Raw genomic sequence first — 17,179 nt, 5'->3', positions numbered from 1 at the left:
TAGTCTGAAATTAAAAACCGATGATGATGGACTGTACTGTTCATGCAAGTCTGGTCGCTCTGTGCCTCATCAAGGAATGAATAATGATCTTGGCGACGTCTACTCTTGGCACAGAGCGGACTGTCAGATTAGTTTTTACTCTGTTCCATAGATGAGTAATCTCACACCAGATCTAATACAATTTATTGCGGCATTTCCGGCCATTCTATATCCGGAGCATCTTCCGGCTGAACGCGATTCAGTAACACACGGTATTTTTTCCAGTGTGTCAGGCTTAACTTTTCTTCCTCGGTAGCCATATCTAAATCGACAGCATCCTGCAGCGTGGCAATGATTTCACCTGCATATGCAATCTGCTCTTTCTTCTGAGACTCCGCCGCTCTGACAAGCGCATCACGCTCTGCATTCTCATCATTCACCCACGCATTTCCGTTCCATTTCTGATAATCCCCCTCCGGGGAAATGGCTGTCACGTCTGGAGGTAATGCGCCAAGTTCAGAAATATAAATGGCTGCTCCCGTTTTCGTTTCGTAGACAGTCTTTCCGCGATGATCTTCCATCAACTCCCATTTCATTTCATCTGCATTGAAAACGGCAGCAAAACCCGCCGGAATATCAGGTGGTGCAATATCTGTACTGTTTGCAGGCAGGCCAGTATACGGCGGAATATATGCATCACTTTCGCCAATAAACTCATTGGTTCCATCAAGTAAATTGAAAACGCGGATAGTTTGTGCTTCTGCACTCATTCTGAAAGCCATTATGCAAGCCTCACAATATAGTTAAATGCAATGTTTTTGACGGTGTTTTCGGTATTACCAGTAGCATTTACGGTAATGGAATGCCCGTGTGAGCCAATAGCAACAGTGTGTGAATGTGCACCAATACCAACAGTATGGTTATGTGCTCCAATGTCGACTGTATGTGCATGATTGCCTGATGAACTTGTAGTCGTAGCACCTTTATCACTTCGCGGAACACCATAATCTGCACCGCCTGATTGCACGCTCACAGCAAAACCGACGGTATGTGTATGATTGCCAGAAGTATTGGTTGATTTTGTGCCGTGGTTAAACGTACTGACTGTTTTTGTCCCGTAATCAAATGAACTGGTCGTTTTCGTTCCTAAGTCCGTACTTGACGCACTGGCGCTGTGAGTATGCGATTTAATCCCGTCCTGTTCCTGTGACAATACGGCACGCCCACTGGCGGGTTTGCCCTTGATTGTCCAGCCGCGCATATCAGGAATAACACCAGAAGGATAGGCAATAGCCAGTTTCGGATATGCAGCCTTATCAAACGTCTGCCCCTGCATGATCGCATAGCCTGCAGGTGGTGTATCTGATGGCCACGGCAGCGGAACACCTGGCGGAAACGCTTCAATATTTGCCGAGCCGTCAAATTTTACGCCGTTAATTGTCCTTGGCGTTTTCAGCTTTGTAGCTGTAGCCGCATTGCCGGACAGTTCGCCTGAAATACCGGCGCTGAAGGTTTGTTTCGCCGCCCATGTCTGAGCTTCGTCGATAATTGGCACACGTCTTGTCGTGATCGTGCGGCTTCCCGGATTTCCTGAAATACGCACCATAAAAAAGCGGTAATTCGCTTTACTTACAGTGCTGCGCCATACATGCATTGAGCGCCCCGTACCGGAATCATCACTCGGACCAACTGCGATGTTTATCAGGTTGCCATCAATGACGCCCCAGTCCATACCGTCGGGAATGTTGGTCATGTTATCAAGCCGCACGGTTATCAGACTGCCCGGCACAAAATCGTAGGTCTGCCAGTCCAGACTGGATAGTTTTGCCACTGCGCCACCGATGCCCAGATTCAGAGGCAACGAAAAGGAGTTATATACTTCTCGCCATTCGGTCCATTTGCTCCCGGCGTAGACGCGCTCAAAAGTGCGTCCCTGTGTAGTTTCTGATTTCCCTGTGGTTGTGTAACGCTGCCAGACAGACACACCATCAAAACGTCTGATTACTTCCAGTATCCCAAGTAGTGTCGCGCCAACGGTGTCCAGCATCGGACCGTTTGTTGCCTTTCCTGTAACACTGTAAATACCGGGGTCGGTTAGAACATTTAAATCACCTTCGTAATAACGACTCTCTGACTGATGACCGACTCTTAACCACGGTTCCCACTGCGGATTTGATGCATCCCAGCTTGCCGCAAGGCAGCGGACATACATATTTCCACGGCGAGTGGTATAACGTTGCGTTCTTCCATAATTTCCGCCTTCGAGGATCTCAAGCATCCCCTGAGCAAAGCCGCCTTCCTCTGGATAATTGCGTTCATATGAAGCTATAGCCGAGCTACTGTTACGCCATAAACCAAGATGTTCGGCGGCTCCAAGCGTATTCAGGTCTATAGTCGTACTCAAAGGGCGGGTAGCTGATTGAGTGTGACGCCATATGCCCCACGGACCATCAGAGCCATTCCACTTATTGGCGAGTCTGCGTATGTATACATTGCCGTCTCTCGTGGTGAAGCGTTGCGTACCTGCAAAATTGCCGGCAGCAAAAACCTCAAGCACACCGACAGCATTATCTTCCGGGAAATTTTTCTCCAGTGTTGCGTTAGTTGAGGTAGCTTTAGACCAGATCCCCAGATAAGCCTTAACGGGACCAAATGTATTCAGATCAGCATCAAGCGGCATTTCGCCATTGTTTTTCATAAACGTCAGGCTGGTAACGCCAACATTGTCCAGAAAAGCACCCTTATCTGGAATATCGCCACCGTTCTGGTCTTTCTGCATACGTTTTTCAGCATTGTCATAGGCTGCTTTTACTGCCTTTGGCGTCGCTGCCAGCTTTTCACTGGTGCTGTTTGTTGCACTGCTTAACTGAGTAAAACCTTTTTCTGTCAGCGTGGCGTCAGGATGGCGGCGGGACTGCTCATGCTCTGCGATTTTGTCATCGACGTAATCCTGCGTCGCCATCACTGTGCTGGCATCAATACTCAGCTCAACGGACGCCACATTGCTGAGAATAATAACCATGCGGCAGGTCTGCGCACGTCCGGAGCCTTCAGCCAGTTCTGGTTTATAGCTTTCTGCCATGTTGGATACCGCAATCAGTGTTCCGGCATCGTCATACAGACCAAGCTCACGCATCCAGAAGCCGCCCACTTCGGGCGGTACAACCAGTTCAGCCACGATATAGTTTTTATTCTTGTTATCCACGCTGACTTTATTCAGAGCGTGACGCCAGACCTCATGCACCAGTTTCGTCTGACCGGCATCCGGCACCGGCAATTTGCCATTACCGTCACCCACGGCCATTGCAGACAGGGTTACTTTTTTCCCGCCTGGGACAGTGGCGGCTGCCAGCTTCGCGGCTCCGGCAGTAGTGATAACGGTTTTAAATTTCGTGCTCATTGTTTCTCACTTATCCGGGATAAACAGTAATAACGTCACCATCACAGACCACACCGCCTGTATACAAACAGCCGGGAATGTCCTGGATAATGTTCAGACCGATAAGGTGGCGACTTGCGGGTTTGGCATCGGCAATCAGCCGTTCCATTTCCAGATACATCTCCTCCGTGATGCCGCTTTCCAGTACGCCGATATCAAGGCGGAAGGTTCCGGGCGGGTCGTTTGTCTCCCACCATTCCTTTACGTTAATGAGATAGCCGAGCGGCTCCACCACACGCCGGATTGCACCTATAGTGCCTTTATGACAGTGGATGAAATAGGCATCGCGGATAACGGCGCGTTTTGTCGCTTCCGGCCACTTTTCATCCCACCTGTCGACCGAAAACGCCCACGCCAGCCACGGCAGCAGATTTGCCGGACAGGTGTCCGGGTTCCACAGCTCACGAATACTGACCGGCGTTTTTTCAATTTCCACACAGGCTTTTGCGGCGGCGACTTCAAGCGGTGATGAGCCGGTCGGCAGCAGTCGCGAATCACTCATCCGAGCCTCCGGTCACGACGCTGTATTCGGTACAGAAAGACGCCTGCGTGCTGTTAAGCACGATATCGGCCAGCGGTGCAGCCAGTTCGACACGCTGCACGCCTTCCACATGCAAAGCGGCATAAATGGCAGACAGACGGATGTCGCGCCCCAGCCGGTGCTGTGCCGTGATGTACGCTTCCAGTTTTTTCACGGCAGCAGCGCGGATGGGTTCGCTTTCGGGACCAGGGTAAAGGTAAAGCGTGGCGTTTATCTGGTATTCAACGATGGCGGCAGACTGCACGGTCACGCGGTCGGCCACCGGCCTGACGTCCTCGCCATTAAGGGCGTTACGCACCACCGCCAGCAGGTCTTCGGATGCCACACCGTTATTTTCACGTGACAGCACAGAGATGGTGACACAGGCAGGAGACGGACTGGTGACAGAGATATCCGCGACACGCCCGTCGGCACTGCGACCATGATACTGATAGGCTCCCACCGACCCGGCGACGCTTAAACCTTCAAACGCCTGCTGAATACGCAGACGATAATCGGTGTCAGACTCCATCACTGCCGGTGTCGGCGGGATGGTCGAATCATCTGCCGGGGTGATAGTCAGGCGCGTGGTGTTGTAATTGGCACCAATCACATCAAGGTCATTACCGGCGGCACAGGCCAGCATCACCGCCCGTGCGGCCTCATTCACACGCTGACGCCAGATAAGCTCACGATAAGCATTTTCCTCCAGCAGTTTGACGAGAGGCTCAGATTCCAGCGTCAGGGTACGGGCGACCGCCTCCTGCTGGTCTTCCGGGTAAAGGGAAATCAGTGTCGCCTTGCGTTCGGCAAGAATGGTTTCAAAGTCCAGCTCCTCGACCACATCCGGTGCGGGTAGCTGGTTCAGGTCGATAATCGGCATGGTTTCAACTCACAGGGATGGTTAACGAAAGTGGCTGGCCGGTGTCGTTGTGCTGGCCGGTTAACGTAACTGTCATTCGCCCGTCAAAACTGCGCGCCGTAGTGACGGATGACAGGGTGACGCGGGGTTCCCATTTCAGCACCGCCATGTAACAGGCGACCTTAATCTGCAACTCAAGCGCCGGAGTCTGCGGCTGGTCAATCATTGACGCCAGCAACGAGCCGTAATCACGACGCATCACCCGTGAGCCGACCGGTGTGCGCAGGATATCGCCGATACTCTGGCCGATATGCTCAAGGTCAGTGACCGTCAGGCCATCACTGCGATTCATTCCGAGATAACGCGCTGTCATAAAGGACTCCCGGTTGTGCCGCCGCTGTCGCCGGGGTGTTTATGGGTATGCAGTACCTTACCGTTTGATGAGAGTTCACCGCCGGTGTGTTCAATGTTGCCGCGCATCATCCCGCCCTTCTGCACTTCCAGCGTGCCGGTAATCAGCCTGTTGGTGCAGACCACCTCCGGTGTGTCCAGGGTGACGCGGGTTGATGCTTTCACCATAACCACCGGCACCGTGGCAGTAACAGAATCAGAAGCCGTCACGCTGGCCGTTTTAATTCCGCTTACCGTGAGCGCACTGGTTTCAGGTTCATACTCAATCACCGCCCCGTCAGGGAAACGGATATGCAGGGCATCCGCCGACGCAGACGGTGCGGGGTTATCGCCGGAATAAATCCCCGGCAGAACGAACGCCGTGTCGAGTTCACCGCCCACGGCCAGAATCAGCACCTGTTCCCCCACGGAAGGTGCCCACCATGTGCGCGAACGACCGGCGCGATGGGTCAGCCACTGAAGCCAGTCGGTGCACATGCCGCCGGTCTGCACTCGGCAGCGACCGGCGTTAAGGTCGGTTTCGACGATAATGCCGGGGCGTATCATGTTGCGCAGTGCGCGCGCGAGTTCCTGGATATTTGCGAGAGTGTTCATAACGGGAAGGATGCCGCCGGGTCATACCGGCGGCAATGTGACGATGAGGTGTCGGGAATGGCACAACTAACGGTCGAGGTGAGCCAGGATAATCTCTTCAATCATCTGCACATCCTCACCGGTAAAGCCGAGCAGAGGGCGCGCCGGATAATCAATTTTCTTACCGTCTTTCCGGTTTTCTTCCGACAGACCGAACTGATGCACACTGGCGATTTTCGGTGACTTCCCGCCGTAAAACTCCATTGATGCCTGCTCCGGGCTGGCGCGGATATGCAAAAAACGACTGGTGATAAGTTTCGCAAACATTTTTCGCTTAACACGACCGGTCTTTTTTCTGGCGCTCTGCTGCTGGCGTGGCGCATAGGGTGTGCCATCCGGGGCTTTCTGTGCCATCACCCGACGCTGCTGACTCTGCCGCAGACGTTTCGCCAGTTCGGCGCTCAGTCGCCGACGCCCTGACGGTGACAGCGATTCAATCAGTCCGGCCAGCCGGTCTTCAAAACGCTTAAACTCATTCATCCCACTTGCTCACCAGTTCGCCATTGATATAAAGCTCCATCGGGCGGGTGACCGGCTCCGGCGGCGGAGGTTCCGGGATATTCTTCACATACAGCGCACCGTCAACCTCACTGACCAGCGTGCGCTCGGTCAGCATCAGGCTGATACTGATATCAAAGCTGCTGTCATTGTTGATGTCTGCATAAAATGTGAAGCCTTTTTTCTGGCCTTCGTCGGTGGTCATGATGTCGGGCTGATTTTCCCGCAGCCACGCCAGCACCGGCACGATGAGCAGGTCAAAATCACCGGTAAAGTCGGTCACAATCACATTGAGCGTGTAACGCTTTTCGAATGACAACGACGCAGCCAGTGTGGAGGCAATACTCCCGTTATCCACGAATATCCGCAGCATATCGGGGTTAGTTTTCAGCACCGTGACGGCATCAGTCAGCGCCCTGCGCAGGCTGTCGGGTTTGAGCATCGTTTTCGTCCTGACACTGTTTAATCATTTTTACCTGACTGGCACAACGTGCCAGCGCGTTCTCAAGCTGCCGGATATCGGCACTTAAATCGCCGTTCGTCTGCGGCTCACTGCCCGGCATCGGGCAAAGGCTCACTTTCGGGCAGGCGTTGGCGACAATCACTGGCGTCGGTGCAGGCGGGGCGCTGGTGCAACCGGCGCACAGCATCAGGCAGGTCAGCGCCGTACCAGCGGCGAAAATCTTCGTTTTCATTGAGTAACCTCGTGATGGTTTTCTCGCGCTGTGCTTCACGCTTCGCGGCGTTCTCCAGTTCCTGACGCAGTGCCACCTGCGCCATCTCGTTTTTGTCTGCTCTGGTGAGGGCAACATGAAGCTGATTTTTCAGCATGGTGATGGTCGTCTGCTGTTCACTGGCGACGTTATTCGCCCTGTCCAGCGAGGCGCGCAGGCTGTCATTTTTGTGTTTCACCAGAAACAGACCGGCCACCGCCAGCGATAACAACACGACCAGCACAATCATCAGCTTTGACATGGTTCCCGCCCCTCAAAACGCTGACGACAGGCCGTATGTATCAGCCGGAAAAACAGCGACGCCACGAGATAAATCAGCGCGGTAAAAATCCACCCGGCAGCAATCAGCGAGATAAACGTCGCCACCATCACCACCAGAGCCGCTGCCCGCCTGCGCCACGGCACCGGCTGCAAAAACAGCGACGTGACAATCTTCACGGCCAGCGATTCCGGCGGCAGCTCCCGCCCGTAGCGTTCAAGTACATACTCCGTGGCATACACGCCGACACCACCGGCAACCACACAAATAACCGTCGCCAGAATCGCCCAGGCAGCGACAAAACTGACGGCTACGCTCTGCGGGTAAATCAGGGACAGTGCCAGCATCAGCGCCAGCGACACGTTCAGCATCAGTGAAAGGGATAATTTCTTCATGGTGTTTACTCCGTTTAAGCCGGTACGCCGCCAGCGGTACGCCAGACGGTGACCAGTTTTTCCAGTGAATGCTCACGCTGACCGTAACCGGCTCCCGGCAGGGACGCCCAGATATTGCGACAGCGTGAAATGGCGCGTTCAATGCGTCCCGCCCGGATGTCATCCAGTGCACCGCGTTCGCGGATCAACTGAATGGCGAGCCTGTCCTGTGACAACGGACTGAAATCCGGCAGGGCAAGCTGTTTGCGGTAATGCGGCCAGAACAGGTAAAGCTGCTGATAGCGACCGGAGGCCGTGGATTTTTCACCGCGACGGTTAAACACCTTCGCCGGTCGGCCATGTGCGAACGGGTGGTCACTGTAGTCGGTGAAGATTTCCGGCCTCCCGTCCAGTCCGGTGACTATCACGTCATAGCCACGGTTTTTCGTCAGCGGATGATTCGCCGTCCCTTCGGACACGGCCAGCATGTCGAGAAAGGCGGCGATATTCTGGTGCGTGTTAATTACCGGCATTACGGTTTCCCCCTGCCCTTAAAACGGCGCTGAATGGCAATCTCAATCACCTGATAACCGGCGATACCCAGCATGGAGCCGATGCCGCACACCGCAGGCAGTGACAGGTCAGGAAACTGCACCAGAACAACACCGGCAACCATCGAGACAAAACCACCGAGCAACATGCGCCCGATAAACAGACGCGGGGTGATGGGTTCACCACCGGCAAGCACCTTGCCGACAACAATCAGCACCCCAATCATGAAAAGCGACAGGACGCTTTTTTCTTCTGCTGTCATGCGTTACTCCCACAGATTGACAGTTTCAGCCACGGGCGCGGTCTGAACGTCGGGCAGTTCGACGGCGGTGCCGTGCGGCAGCACCGCACCCAGTTCAGCCAGTCCCGGATTTGCGGCGAGCACGGTCTCAACCACGCCCTCAGTGCGCCCGTAATACCGGACACAGATGGCGTCGAGCGTGTCGCCCTGTAGCGCAAAGGTCTTCATCAGATTTGACTCACGATGCAGCGCGGCTTGTCCTGGATGCGCGCCACTGCCCAGCGCATATCCCGCCACAGCTCATCAATGGTGCTGTCAATGCTGTCGGCCTTCTTGTCGCCTTTCGCACTGGCATCCACGCCGCGATAACGCTCATAAAGCGATGCGGTCGCCATCGCACACACGGCGCGCTCGTAGTAAAAAACTTTGATGCTTTCACCGTCGATGTCGTCCGCCGGGACGTCCGCCAGACGCGTAAAACCGGCAGCAATTTTCTGTTCGCGGTACTCGTACAGCTCCGCATTCGTCTCCGCCATGCCTGACTTGATGGCCTCACGCAGACGGGCGGGGGCGACGGTCTGCTCAAGGCGCATACGTTCCCGGACGCGCTTCGGGTCGATATCGGGAAAAAAGAACGTGTTTTTAATCACCGGCTCGTCGCCTGCTGGTTGCGGGATGACCACCGTACCCTCACCGGATACAGGAGCCTCCTTTCGCGGAATAATCAGCGTCATCATGACTACCTCTGAAAAGTCGGGCGGTGGACGCCGGTGCAGTGTCAGGTGATTCACCCTCACTGACCGGCGTGCCGCCCTGGCGCGGGGCGCATTCGGTTGTTAACTGGCTTTCTTTTTCGGGCGTCCACGTTTTGCCGGTGTCGCACTCCGGGTCTTACGCGGGGCGCGGGTGGCCGCTTTTGGCTGTGGCTCCGGCTTCGGTTTCAGTTCCCGCTCCAGTCGTTCAATCTCTTTTTTGACGCCTGCCTGACAGTCGAGCTGTGTCGCACGTTGCAGGTGCGCCAGCGCACCGGCGGCATCACCAGCGTCACGCAGAAACAGACCGGTGATTTTGTGCAGCTTTGCGCGCACTTCATCAGGCATGTCAGCCGTGGCGGTCAGTTCAAGGGTCTCCGTCAGCAGGCGGGTATCCACAGACTCACCGGCAGCGTGAGCGCGCATGGCCGCGAGCGCCACCTCCTCGGTGAACATGTACGGCGGGGTGCGGCGGTGTTTACCCGGCATGGTCAGACCGTATTTCAGGGCATAACGGGCAATCTCCAGCGCACCGGCAATATCGCCGGTATCCAGACGCCACAGCATGACCGTCATCAGAATGTCATCCTGTGCACCTTTGCCCTGCTCCAGCACGCCGTTCACCCACGGCAACCAGAACGGCAGCAGTTCGCGTTTTTTCGCGGCCTTCAGCTCTTTTGAATAAATCGCTTTCAGTGTGCGCTGGTCTGCGGCCAGCTTGACCAGCATCTGCTCATAGACAGTTGCATGTCGCAGCGGGGCGGCTTCCCGCTGCGCGGTCATCGCTGCCGAGACCCGCATCATGTGGCGCTGTGCGGGACTCGTCATCGGTTACGCTCCCGGCTCTGCGGTCGCCTTAGCCGGTGTGGAGAAATCACCGACCTTAATTTTTTCCACCAGACAACCGGCGGCATAGTCTTCCACCACGTAATCAATGTTCATTGACTCGTAGTTCTCCACGCGGTCGAGTTTCGGGTTTTCCACAATCACGCGGCGATGGCTGTCATCCATGTAGTAGATGGACAGGTTTTCCAGCTTCGTGATGAGCATCGCATCCGCCGGGAAGTACGGGACGCGTACCGCCGGCAGGTTACCGATGCGTTTCTGGCTGATGATGACGTCAGCGGCCAGCATTTCGCTGTTGTCCTGCTCCCTGTTGACGATGGGGAAATACTTGTCCGCCAGTAGCTGACGCCCCACAATCACCACAAGGTCAGGGTCTTCCTGATACCACGGCTCAATCAGGTTGTTGGTCGCATCCATCACCAGTGCATCGAGGCTGGCATAATCACCGCCCTTACCCACGCGGATGACCTCAGAGGTCGTGTGACCTTCCTCGTCAGTGACCTTGCTCATCACGCGCGCCGGGGCTTCATTGCGGTATTTCTGCAGCCAGCCGACCGCCACATCCTGCAGCATCGGATTGCTGCTGCGGTCAGAGGTTTCGGCACGCCTCACGCCGTTAAAACCGGCCATGATTAAATCAAGGGACTGGCGTTTGATAATGGCGTTACGGACACGGAGCTGGAAATCCTGATAACGCGCCCACAGGTCCAGCGTTTTGTAGCGGATATAAAAATCGAAGTTAATCTGGTCGCATTCGTACTTGTTTGACGCCAGCTTCGAGAAGTCCTTCGGCTGACGTTCGGTGCCACCGGCGGTGTCGGTGGTGCTGGCGATGGAGCCGGTGACACCAATACCAATTTTTTCCCCTTTCATTTCGCTGACCGGCACAATGTTGATGCGGGTCAGAAAGTCAGAGGACTCCTGCATGGTGTTCATCAGGGTCTGGGTGACCGACGGTTCAACGGTGAATTTTTTCGACACATCACCGGCGTCGATGCCGTTCAGTTCGGCAACACGGGACAGGTAGGCATTAAATTTAAAGCGGGTTTCCTGGCGCATAGTTTTTCCTGAAATTAAGGGTTAATCGTGAAGGTTTTCCCGGACTGACTGACGCCGGTCAGCAGTTCGTCATCAGGGCGTCACCGCCACCGCCGGTGGCCTTGCTGCGGCGCTGCTGGGTCAGACTTTCGGTGTGGTCGAGACTGTTTTTCAGGCGGGTGAATGCCTGGCTGGTTTCATCCGCCCTGTCAGTCACCTCCTGCTTAAGTGCGGAAAAGGCGGTTTCCACCTCAGCGAGGCGCTGCTCAGTGGCGCTCAGTTTTTCCTGCACATGTTCAGCAACAGCGGTCACCGCTTCATGCACGTCATTCAGACGGGCGTCATCGCTGGCCTGTTTGCGGCCAAAAATGGATTTCACCTTTTCGGTCAGGGCGGTGAACACGGTTTCAGGCAGGTCTTCAAATTCCAGCTCAACGGGCGTTGCCACTGAAATCAGGTTTTCAGGGCTTAATTTGAAGCGGTTCAGAGGGTTGTGTTTTGCCGTGCGGCAGAATTCCAGGTATTCCGTGCCGAGGCTTGCCGGGTCATCGGTGACGGCCAGCCCCACCAGATAACATTTGCCGGTGTTGGCAAAGTTCGGCTGAATTTCCATTGAGGTGTAGACCTTCTGCGCGGCCTTGTTCATCGCGATAAGGTCATCGGTCGGGGTGATTTTCGCAAACAGCGCCCATTTGCCTTTCAGCGCCGAATCATCGTCAATCTTTTCGGCCTTCAGTTCGGCCACATCGCCATAACGTTTAAAAATACCGTCAGGCAGGATGCCGCGCAGATGTTCCAGGTTAATGCGGCAACCATAGACACGCGGGTCAAAGGTTTCGGCCATTTCCTGAATATCCTGCGCACTGATGACACGCCCGTCACAGGTGTCACCCTCAACGCCGATACGAAAGAATTTTGAGACTTTTTTTGCCATTGTCAGGAGTCCTGAATAGTGATTAGAGGAGTCACATGTCGGCATCAGTTTCCCGACGATGCGCATCCTCCGCCATCAGTCCCGGATGGCTTATCACTGACACAACAGCACCTTAGCGAATCGCGGGGCGCGACTCAGTAGCCTTGCCGTGTATTCATCACGGCGAGGTATTCATGACCATCACCACAGACACCACTCTTTTACACGACCCGCGTCGTCAGGCGGCGCTGCTGTACTGGCAGGGGTTTTCCGTGCCGCAGATTGCCGCCATGTTGCAGATGAAACGCCCGACGGTGCAGAGCTGGAAACAGCGCGACGGCTGGGACAGCGTTGCTCCCATCAGCCGTGTCGAAATGAGTCTGGAAGCGCGGCTGACCCAGCTCATCATAAAACCGCAGAAAACCGGCGGTGACTTCAAGGAAATTGACCTGCTCGGACGCCAGATTGAACGACTGGCACGGGTAAACCGCTACAACCAGACCGGCAACGAGGCAGACCTTAATCCGAACATCGCTAACCGCAACAAAGGCGGGCGGCGCAAACCGAAAAAGAATTTTTTCAGTGACGAGGCCATCGAAAAGCTGGAGCAGATTTTCTTTGAGCAGTCTTTCGACTATCAGTTGCACTGGTATCGCGCCGGGCTTGAGCACCGCATCCGCGATATCCTGAAATCCCGCCAGATTGGCGCGACGTTTTATTTTTCCCGCGAGGCGCTGCTGCGCGCCCTGAAAACCGGCCATAACCAGATTTTTCTGTCGGCCAGTAAAACGCAGGCGTATGTATTCCGTGAATACATCATCGCCTTTGCCCGTCTGGTTGACGTTGACCTGACCGGTGACCCGATTGTCCTGGGCAATAACGGCGCAAAACTGATTTTTCTCGGCACCAACTCCAACACCGCACAGAGCCATAACGGCGACCTGTACGTCGATGAGATTTTCTGGATCCCGAATTTTCAGGTACTGCGTAAGGTGGCATCAGGTATGGCCTCACAGAGTCACCTGCGCTCGACCTATTTCTCCACCCCGTCCACGCTGGCGCACGACGCCTACCCGTTCTGGTCGGGTGAACTGTTCAACCGGGGACGCGCCAGCGCCGCCGAACGCGTGGAAATCGACGTCAGTCATAACGCCCTTGCCAGAGGTCTTCTCTGTGCGGACGGCCAGTGGCGGCAGATTGTCACCATTGAGGACGCCCTGAAAGGTGGCTGCACACTGTTCGACATTGAGCAGCTCAAACGTGAAAACAGCGCCGACGATTTTAAAAACCTGTTCATGTGTGAATTTGTTGACGACAAGGCGTCGGTGTTCCCGTTCGAGGAGCTGCAACGCTGCATGGTCGACACACTGGAAGAATGGGAAGACTACGCACCGTTTGCCGCCAATCCGTTCGGCTCCCGTCCGGTATGGATTGGTTACGACCCGTCACACCGTGGCGACAGTGCCGGATGCGTGGTGCTGGCACCGCCGGTGGTGGCCGGTGGCAAATTCAGAATACTTGAGCGTCACCAGTGGAAAGGCATGGACTTTGCCACCCAGGCGGAATCCATCCGCAAACTCACCGAAAAATATAACGTTGAATACATCGGGATTGATGCCACCGGCCTCGGTGTCGGTGTGTTCCAGCTCGTGCGCTCGTTCTATCCCGCCGCGCGCGATATCCGCTACACGCCGGAAATGAAAACCGCAATGGTGCTCAAGGCAAAAGACGTTATCCGCCGTGGCTGTCTGGAATATGACGTCAGCGCCACCGACATCACCAGCTCGTTTATGGCTATCCGCAAGACCATGACCAGCAGCGGACGCAGCGCCACCTATGAGGCCAGCCGCAGCGAGGAAGCCAGCCACGCCGACCTCGCCTGGGCGACCATGCACGCCCTGTTAAATGAGCCACTCACCGCCGGTATCAGCACCCCGCTGACATCCACCATTCTGGAGTTTTACTGATGAGCAAGAAAAAAGGGAAAACACCGCGACCTGCGGCAAAAAAAATGACTGCCAGCGCCCCGAAAATGGAGGCATTCACCTTTGGTGAGCCGGTACCGGTACTCGACCGCCGTGACATTCTGGATTACGTCGAATGCATCAGTAACGGCAGATGGTATGAGCCACCGGTCAGCTTTACCGGTCTGGCAAAAAGCCTGCGTGCCGCCGTGCATCACAGCTCGCCGATTTACGTCAAACGCAATATTCTGGCCTCGACATTTATCCCGCATCCGTGGCTTTCACAACAGGATTTCAGCCGCTTTGTGCTGGATTTTCTGGTGTTCGGTAATGCGTTTCTGGAAAAGCGTTACAGCACCACCGGTAAGGTCATCAGGCTGGAAACCTCACCGGCAAAATATACCCGCCGTGGCGTGGAAGAGGATGTTTACTGGTGGGTGCCGTCCTTCAACGAGCCGACAGCCTTCGCGCCCGGCTCCGTGTTTCACCTGCTGGAGCCGGATATTAATCAGGAGTTGTACGGCCTGCCGGAATATCTCAGCGCCCTTAACTCTGCCTGGCTGAATGAGTCGGCCACGCTGTTCCGCCGCAAGTATTACGAAAATGGCGCACATGCCGGATACATCATGTACGTCACCGATGCCGTGCAGGATCGCAACGATATCGAAATGCTTCGCGAAAACATGGTGAAGTCGAAAGGCCGCAATAACTTTAAAAATCTGTTTCTCTATGCCCCACAGGGGAAAGCCGACGGTATTAAAATTATCCCCCTCAGTGAAGTGGCAACGAAGGACGATTTTTTTAATATCAAAAAAGCCAGCGCCGCTGACCTGCTGGACGCGCACCGCATCCCCTTTCAGTTGATGGGCGGCAAGCCGGAGAACGTCGGATCGCTGGGTGATATTGAGAAAGTGGCAAAGGTCTTTGTCCGCAATGAGCTTATCCCGTTACAGGACAGGATTCGGGAAATAAACGGCTGGCTCGGTCAGGAGGTCATCCGCTTTAAAAACTACTCACTGGACACTGACAACGGCTGAACATCGCCGCCTGCGGGCGGCTTTTTTACACCCCGTCATCACGCCCTCACACGCTCACCTCCACGCAAAACAGCCCGCAGACACACCAGCGCCCCGGCACACAATCTAAACGCCATCACGACGCGCTCAGACGCTGAAAAAATAAAATCAGCACCACCGCCAGCGCGCAGTGCTTTCCCCGCCTCGCCCGCCCGCTTCATGTTGCGGTTTTAATGCAAGTGCATAAACACGTCGAAACAGCACCAGTATTGGCGTAGTTGGCAAAGGGCATGAAATCAAAACACATGCAATTTAATGCAATAACGTCAGTATTACCAAGGACAACAGAAACTAAGGTAATATCGCATAAAAAACCGACGAATCATGTCGTAGATTCAACTTTATCAGGCAGTTTTCACCGGTAGTACACAATTAAGTCTGACGTCTTGTTCCTATTGAGTAGATTAAGATCTCGAATCTTCTTGACACTGATGCGCTCATCCTTATTCTGCCAAAACATATGTCGCTTTTTGAAAGTCTGTTTGAAGTTTTATCTGCTATTTGGTTGTATAGAGATAACGATGATCAACTTCGAGAATTAATATGGAAATCAAAGAATTTGTCAGCCAGTACAAAAACCACCCAGTTCTTTTTATAGGCACAGGTTTTAGTCTAAGATATCTGCAAAACTCATTCAGTTGGGATGGGTTATTGATGAAAATTGCCGTTGATTTAACTGGCAACCCTGAATTTTATTATGATCTTAAATCGGAAAGTATTGAAGGTGACGAATACAGATACGACATTCTTGCAACAAAATTAGAGAATATCTTCAATAAGAAACTCGCCGAAGACAGAAACGGAAAGTTTGAAAGCATCAATGATATTTTCTACGAGAACATGAGTCATGGAAAAAAACTTAGCCGATTCAAAATATACCTAACATCAATATTAAAAGACTCACCTCTCAAAGAAGATTTAAGAGATGAAATTAACAGCTTAATAAAAACAAGAAAGAATATTGGCTCAATTATTACTACCAATTACGATCAACTTATCGAAAATTTATTCGATTTCTCTCCGCTTATTGGCAACAATATATTGCTAAGCAATCCATATGGCTCGGTATATAAAATACACGGTTGTGTTAGTGACCCCAATAACATAATCATAACATCTGATGATTATAATAACTTTAATGACAAATATGAGTTAATACGTGCTCAACTATTATCTATATTCATTCACAACCCCATTATTTTTTTAGGATATAGCATCAGCGACAAGAATATTAAATACCTCCTGCAGACAATATTTTCATATGTAGATCTAAATACTGAACTAGCAAAAAAAATAAAAGACAACTTTCTCCTTGTTGAATATGATGAGGGGAACATGTCTACAACTATTTCTGAACATGATATTAACATTGAAGGTTTATCCATTATAAGAATTAACAAAATCAAAACAGACAATTACAAAGCCGTTTACGATGCCATATCTAATTTAATTCTCCCTGTTTCCGCAATGGATATAAGAAAAGTACAAAAAGTCTGGAATACAATAAAAAGTGGCGGTGAAATCAAGGTAAAAATCACGGAAAACCTCGATGAATTACGGAATGAAGAAATGGTAATCGCTGTAGGCTCAGAAAGAACTGTTACCTACGAATACCAGACAAAATCTGAAATGATTCAAAATTACTTTAAAATTGTCGATGAAGCTAACGCACAACTCATTGCACTTTTGAATAAACAAACTATCACAAATCATGAGCACTTTCCAATTTACGCATTTAGTTCTGTATGCCCTGAATTAGAAAACGTTCAGCTATACAAAGACAGACAATTGGATAAGATAATAAATCAACTCACTAGAATTAAAGCGTGCAAATGTGATGCAACAACAATAGATGAGATATTAGAAACAACAAAAGAATATAAAGTAGCCAATACAATCATGTATTGTGTACTTAATGACACAATTTCCTTAGCACAACTCAGAAAATATCTTATCTCTATATCACACAAAATAGATACTCATTACCGTAAATTATTGTGCCTGTATGATTTTCTATCATACTAAGCATAAAAATATATAAACCGTCAGAATGAACTGACGGTTTATATTTATTACATAGCCCCATAT

General features: G+C 52.7%; 21 protein-coding genes. 3 read left to right on the top strand and 18 right to left on the bottom strand.

Annotated elements, in window-relative coordinates:
• Positions 1 to 182 precede the first annotated feature (182 nt).
• The 18 genes from ACJHX4_RS03595 to ACJHX4_RS03510 form a co-directional block, all read right to left on the bottom strand.
• Entirely contained in the window at positions 183 to 761 is a 579-nt protein-coding gene (locus ACJHX4_RS03595) for a tail fiber assembly protein (protein ID WP_001531542.1), read from the bottom strand.
• A complete protein-coding gene (locus ACJHX4_RS03590; RefSeq protein WP_001531541.1) occupies positions 761 to 3,379 on the bottom strand; it encodes a phage tail protein in 2,619 nt (872 codons plus the stop codon). The genes ACJHX4_RS03595 and ACJHX4_RS03590 overlap by 1 nt, the downstream gene beginning before the upstream one ends.
• A 10-nt stretch (positions 3,380 to 3,389) precedes the next feature.
• Positions 3,390 to 3,920: a phage tail protein I gene (locus ACJHX4_RS03585; RefSeq protein ID WP_001531539.1), complete on the bottom strand. Its 531-nt coding sequence runs from the start codon at positions 3,918 to 3,920 to the stop codon at positions 3,390 to 3,392.
• The gene (locus ACJHX4_RS03580) at positions 3,913 to 4,821 is read right to left on the bottom strand and encodes a baseplate assembly protein (RefSeq protein ID WP_001121498.1); all 909 of its coding nucleotides are present in this window, start codon (positions 4,819 to 4,821) and stop codon (positions 3,913 to 3,915) included. The genes ACJHX4_RS03585 and ACJHX4_RS03580 overlap by 8 nt, the downstream gene beginning before the upstream one ends.
• A 4-nt stretch (positions 4,822 to 4,825) precedes the next feature.
• Entirely contained in the window at positions 4,826 to 5,173 is a 348-nt protein-coding gene (locus ACJHX4_RS03575; RefSeq protein WP_001531538.1) for a GPW/gp25 family protein, read from the bottom strand.
• Positions 5,170 to 5,805, bottom strand: a complete 636-nt coding sequence (locus ACJHX4_RS03570; RefSeq protein WP_001531537.1) for a phage baseplate assembly protein V — start codon at positions 5,803 to 5,805, stop codon at positions 5,170 to 5,172. Before ACJHX4_RS03570 ends, ACJHX4_RS03575 begins: the two co-directional genes overlap by 4 nt.
• Before the next feature lie 66 nt (positions 5,806 to 5,871).
• Positions 5,872 to 6,324 carry a phage virion morphogenesis protein gene (locus ACJHX4_RS03565; protein WP_001001767.1) on the bottom strand — a complete coding sequence of 151 codons (453 nt, stop codon included), beginning with the start codon at positions 6,322 to 6,324 and terminating at the stop codon, positions 5,872 to 5,874.
• Entirely contained in the window at positions 6,317 to 6,784 is a 468-nt protein-coding gene (locus ACJHX4_RS03560) for a phage tail protein (RefSeq protein ID WP_001531536.1), read from the bottom strand. Before ACJHX4_RS03560 ends, ACJHX4_RS03565 begins: the two co-directional genes overlap by 8 nt.
• Positions 6,747 to 6,992 (bottom strand): Rz1-like lysis system protein LysC, encoded by a 246-nt coding sequence (gene lysC / locus ACJHX4_RS03555; RefSeq protein WP_205729784.1) that lies wholly within the window; start codon positions 6,990 to 6,992, stop codon positions 6,747 to 6,749. The genes ACJHX4_RS03560 and lysC overlap by 38 nt, the downstream gene beginning before the upstream one ends.
• Positions 6,892 to 7,317: an Rz-like lysis system protein LysB gene (gene lysB, locus ACJHX4_RS03550; RefSeq protein WP_001531534.1), complete on the bottom strand. Its 426-nt coding sequence runs from the start codon at positions 7,315 to 7,317 to the stop codon at positions 6,892 to 6,894. The genes lysC and lysB overlap by 101 nt, the downstream gene beginning before the upstream one ends.
• Positions 7,305 to 7,730 carry a DNZ54_00345 family protein gene (locus ACJHX4_RS03545; protein ID WP_001531533.1) on the bottom strand — a complete coding sequence of 142 codons (426 nt, stop codon included), beginning with the start codon at positions 7,728 to 7,730 and terminating at the stop codon, positions 7,305 to 7,307. The genes lysB and ACJHX4_RS03545 overlap by 13 nt, the downstream gene beginning before the upstream one ends.
• 14 nt (positions 7,731 to 7,744) lie before the next feature.
• Positions 7,745 to 8,242 carry a glycoside hydrolase family 104 protein gene (locus ACJHX4_RS03540; protein WP_001531532.1) on the bottom strand — a complete coding sequence of 166 codons (498 nt, stop codon included), beginning with the start codon at positions 8,240 to 8,242 and terminating at the stop codon, positions 7,745 to 7,747.
• A complete protein-coding gene (locus tag ACJHX4_RS03535; protein WP_000123123.1) occupies positions 8,242 to 8,523 on the bottom strand; it encodes a phage holin family protein in 282 nt (93 codons plus the stop codon). Before ACJHX4_RS03535 ends, ACJHX4_RS03540 begins: the two co-directional genes overlap by 1 nt.
• Positions 8,524 to 8,526: 3 nt before the next feature.
• Positions 8,527 to 8,730 carry a tail protein X gene (locus tag ACJHX4_RS03530; protein WP_000846409.1) on the bottom strand — a complete coding sequence of 68 codons (204 nt, stop codon included), beginning with the start codon at positions 8,728 to 8,730 and terminating at the stop codon, positions 8,527 to 8,529.
• Positions 8,730 to 9,239 carry a head completion/stabilization protein gene (locus ACJHX4_RS03525; RefSeq protein WP_000988633.1) on the bottom strand — a complete coding sequence of 170 codons (510 nt, stop codon included), beginning with the start codon at positions 9,237 to 9,239 and terminating at the stop codon, positions 8,730 to 8,732. The genes ACJHX4_RS03530 and ACJHX4_RS03525 overlap by 1 nt, the downstream gene beginning before the upstream one ends.
• Before the next feature lie 99 nt (positions 9,240 to 9,338).
• Positions 9,339 to 10,082, bottom strand: a complete 744-nt coding sequence (locus ACJHX4_RS03520) for a terminase endonuclease subunit (RefSeq protein ID WP_000203460.1) — start codon at positions 10,080 to 10,082, stop codon at positions 9,339 to 9,341.
• Positions 10,083 to 10,085: 3 nt separating this feature from the next.
• Positions 10,086 to 11,159 (bottom strand): phage major capsid protein, P2 family, encoded by a 1,074-nt coding sequence (locus ACJHX4_RS03515; protein ID WP_001531531.1) that lies wholly within the window; start codon positions 11,157 to 11,159, stop codon positions 10,086 to 10,088.
• A 58-nt stretch (positions 11,160 to 11,217) separates the two neighbouring features.
• Complete coding sequence (locus tag ACJHX4_RS03510) at positions 11,218 to 12,072, bottom strand: GPO family capsid scaffolding protein (RefSeq protein WP_001406872.1); 855 nt, start codon at positions 12,070 to 12,072, stop codon at positions 11,218 to 11,220.
• 173 nt (positions 12,073 to 12,245) lie between these two features.
• Here ACJHX4_RS03510 and ACJHX4_RS03505 point away from each other — a divergent pair, with 173 nt between their 5' ends.
• From ACJHX4_RS03505 to ACJHX4_RS03495, 3 genes are all read left to right on the top strand, one after another.
• Positions 12,246 to 14,018, top strand: coding sequence for a terminase ATPase subunit family protein (locus tag ACJHX4_RS03505; RefSeq protein WP_001531530.1), 1,773 nt, complete (start codon positions 12,246 to 12,248; stop codon positions 14,016 to 14,018).
• Positions 14,018 to 15,052 (top strand): phage portal protein, encoded by a 1,035-nt coding sequence (locus ACJHX4_RS03500; RefSeq protein WP_001531529.1) that lies wholly within the window; start codon positions 14,018 to 14,020, stop codon positions 15,050 to 15,052. Before ACJHX4_RS03505 ends, ACJHX4_RS03500 begins: the two co-directional genes overlap by 1 nt.
• 582 nt (positions 15,053 to 15,634) lie before the next feature.
• Positions 15,635 to 17,116: an SIR2 family protein gene (locus ACJHX4_RS03495; protein WP_021514374.1), complete on the top strand. Its 1,482-nt coding sequence runs from the start codon at positions 15,635 to 15,637 to the stop codon at positions 17,114 to 17,116.
• Positions 17,117 to 17,179 lie beyond the last annotated feature (63 nt).

This window comes from Escherichia sp. WS2035, assembly GCF_046487065.1.
GTDB lineage: Bacteria > Pseudomonadota > Gammaproteobacteria > Enterobacterales > Enterobacteriaceae > Escherichia > Escherichia coli.
This window is presented reverse-complemented; position numbering and strand designations above follow the sequence as displayed.

Bases quoted from the DNA above. Each gene is read 5' to 3' on its own strand.
- ACJHX4_RS03525 (WP_000988633.1), bottom strand. From the start codon at position 9,239: ATGATGACGCTGATTATTCCGCGAAAGGAGGCTCCTGTATCCGGTGAG.
- ACJHX4_RS03520 (WP_000203460.1), bottom strand. From the start codon at position 10,082: ATGACGAGTCCCGCACAGCGCCACATGATGCGGGTCTCGGCAGCGATG.
- ACJHX4_RS03505 (WP_001531530.1), top strand. From the start codon at position 12,246: ATGACCATCACCACAGACACCACTCTTTTACACGACCCGCGTCGTCAG.
- ACJHX4_RS03565 (WP_001001767.1), bottom strand. From the start codon at position 6,324: ATGAATGAGTTTAAGCGTTTTGAAGACCGGCTGGCCGGACTGATTGAA.
- ACJHX4_RS03510 (WP_001406872.1), bottom strand. From the start codon at position 12,072: ATGGCAAAAAAAGTCTCAAAATTCTTTCGTATCGGCGTTGAGGGTGAC.
- ACJHX4_RS03515 (WP_001531531.1), bottom strand. From the start codon at position 11,159: ATGCGCCAGGAAACCCGCTTTAAATTTAATGCCTACCTGTCCCGTGTT.
- ACJHX4_RS03495 (WP_021514374.1), top strand. From the start codon at position 15,635: ATGGAAATCAAAGAATTTGTCAGCCAGTACAAAAACCACCCAGTTCTT.
- lysC (WP_205729784.1), bottom strand. From the start codon at position 6,992: ATGCTGTGCGCCGGTTGCACCAGCGCCCCGCCTGCACCGACGCCAGTG.
- ACJHX4_RS03590 (WP_001531541.1), bottom strand. From the start codon at position 3,379: ATGAGCACGAAATTTAAAACCGTTATCACTACTGCCGGAGCCGCGAAG.
- ACJHX4_RS03580 (WP_001121498.1), bottom strand. From the start codon at position 4,821: ATGCCGATTATCGACCTGAACCAGCTACCCGCACCGGATGTGGTCGAG.
- ACJHX4_RS03500 (WP_001531529.1), top strand. From the start codon at position 14,018: ATGAGCAAGAAAAAAGGGAAAACACCGCGACCTGCGGCAAAAAAAATG.
- ACJHX4_RS03595 (WP_001531542.1), bottom strand. From the start codon at position 761: ATGGCTTTCAGAATGAGTGCAGAAGCACAAACTATCCGCGTTTTCAAT.
- ACJHX4_RS03575 (WP_001531538.1), bottom strand. From the start codon at position 5,173: ATGACAGCGCGTTATCTCGGAATGAATCGCAGTGATGGCCTGACGGTC.
- ACJHX4_RS03540 (WP_001531532.1), bottom strand. From the start codon at position 8,242: ATGCCGGTAATTAACACGCACCAGAATATCGCCGCCTTTCTCGACATG.
- ACJHX4_RS03545 (WP_001531533.1), bottom strand. From the start codon at position 7,730: ATGAAGAAATTATCCCTTTCACTGATGCTGAACGTGTCGCTGGCGCTG.
- ACJHX4_RS03585 (WP_001531539.1), bottom strand. From the start codon at position 3,920: ATGAGTGATTCGCGACTGCTGCCGACCGGCTCATCACCGCTTGAAGTC.
- ACJHX4_RS03535 (WP_000123123.1), bottom strand. From the start codon at position 8,523: ATGACAGCAGAAGAAAAAAGCGTCCTGTCGCTTTTCATGATTGGGGTG.
- lysB (WP_001531534.1), bottom strand. From the start codon at position 7,317: ATGTCAAAGCTGATGATTGTGCTGGTCGTGTTGTTATCGCTGGCGGTG.
- ACJHX4_RS03570 (WP_001531537.1), bottom strand. From the start codon at position 5,805: ATGAACACTCTCGCAAATATCCAGGAACTCGCGCGCGCACTGCGCAAC.
- ACJHX4_RS03530 (WP_000846409.1), bottom strand. From the start codon at position 8,730: ATGAAGACCTTTGCGCTACAGGGCGACACGCTCGACGCCATCTGTGTC.
- ACJHX4_RS03560 (WP_001531536.1), bottom strand. From the start codon at position 6,784: ATGCTCAAACCCGACAGCCTGCGCAGGGCGCTGACTGATGCCGTCACG.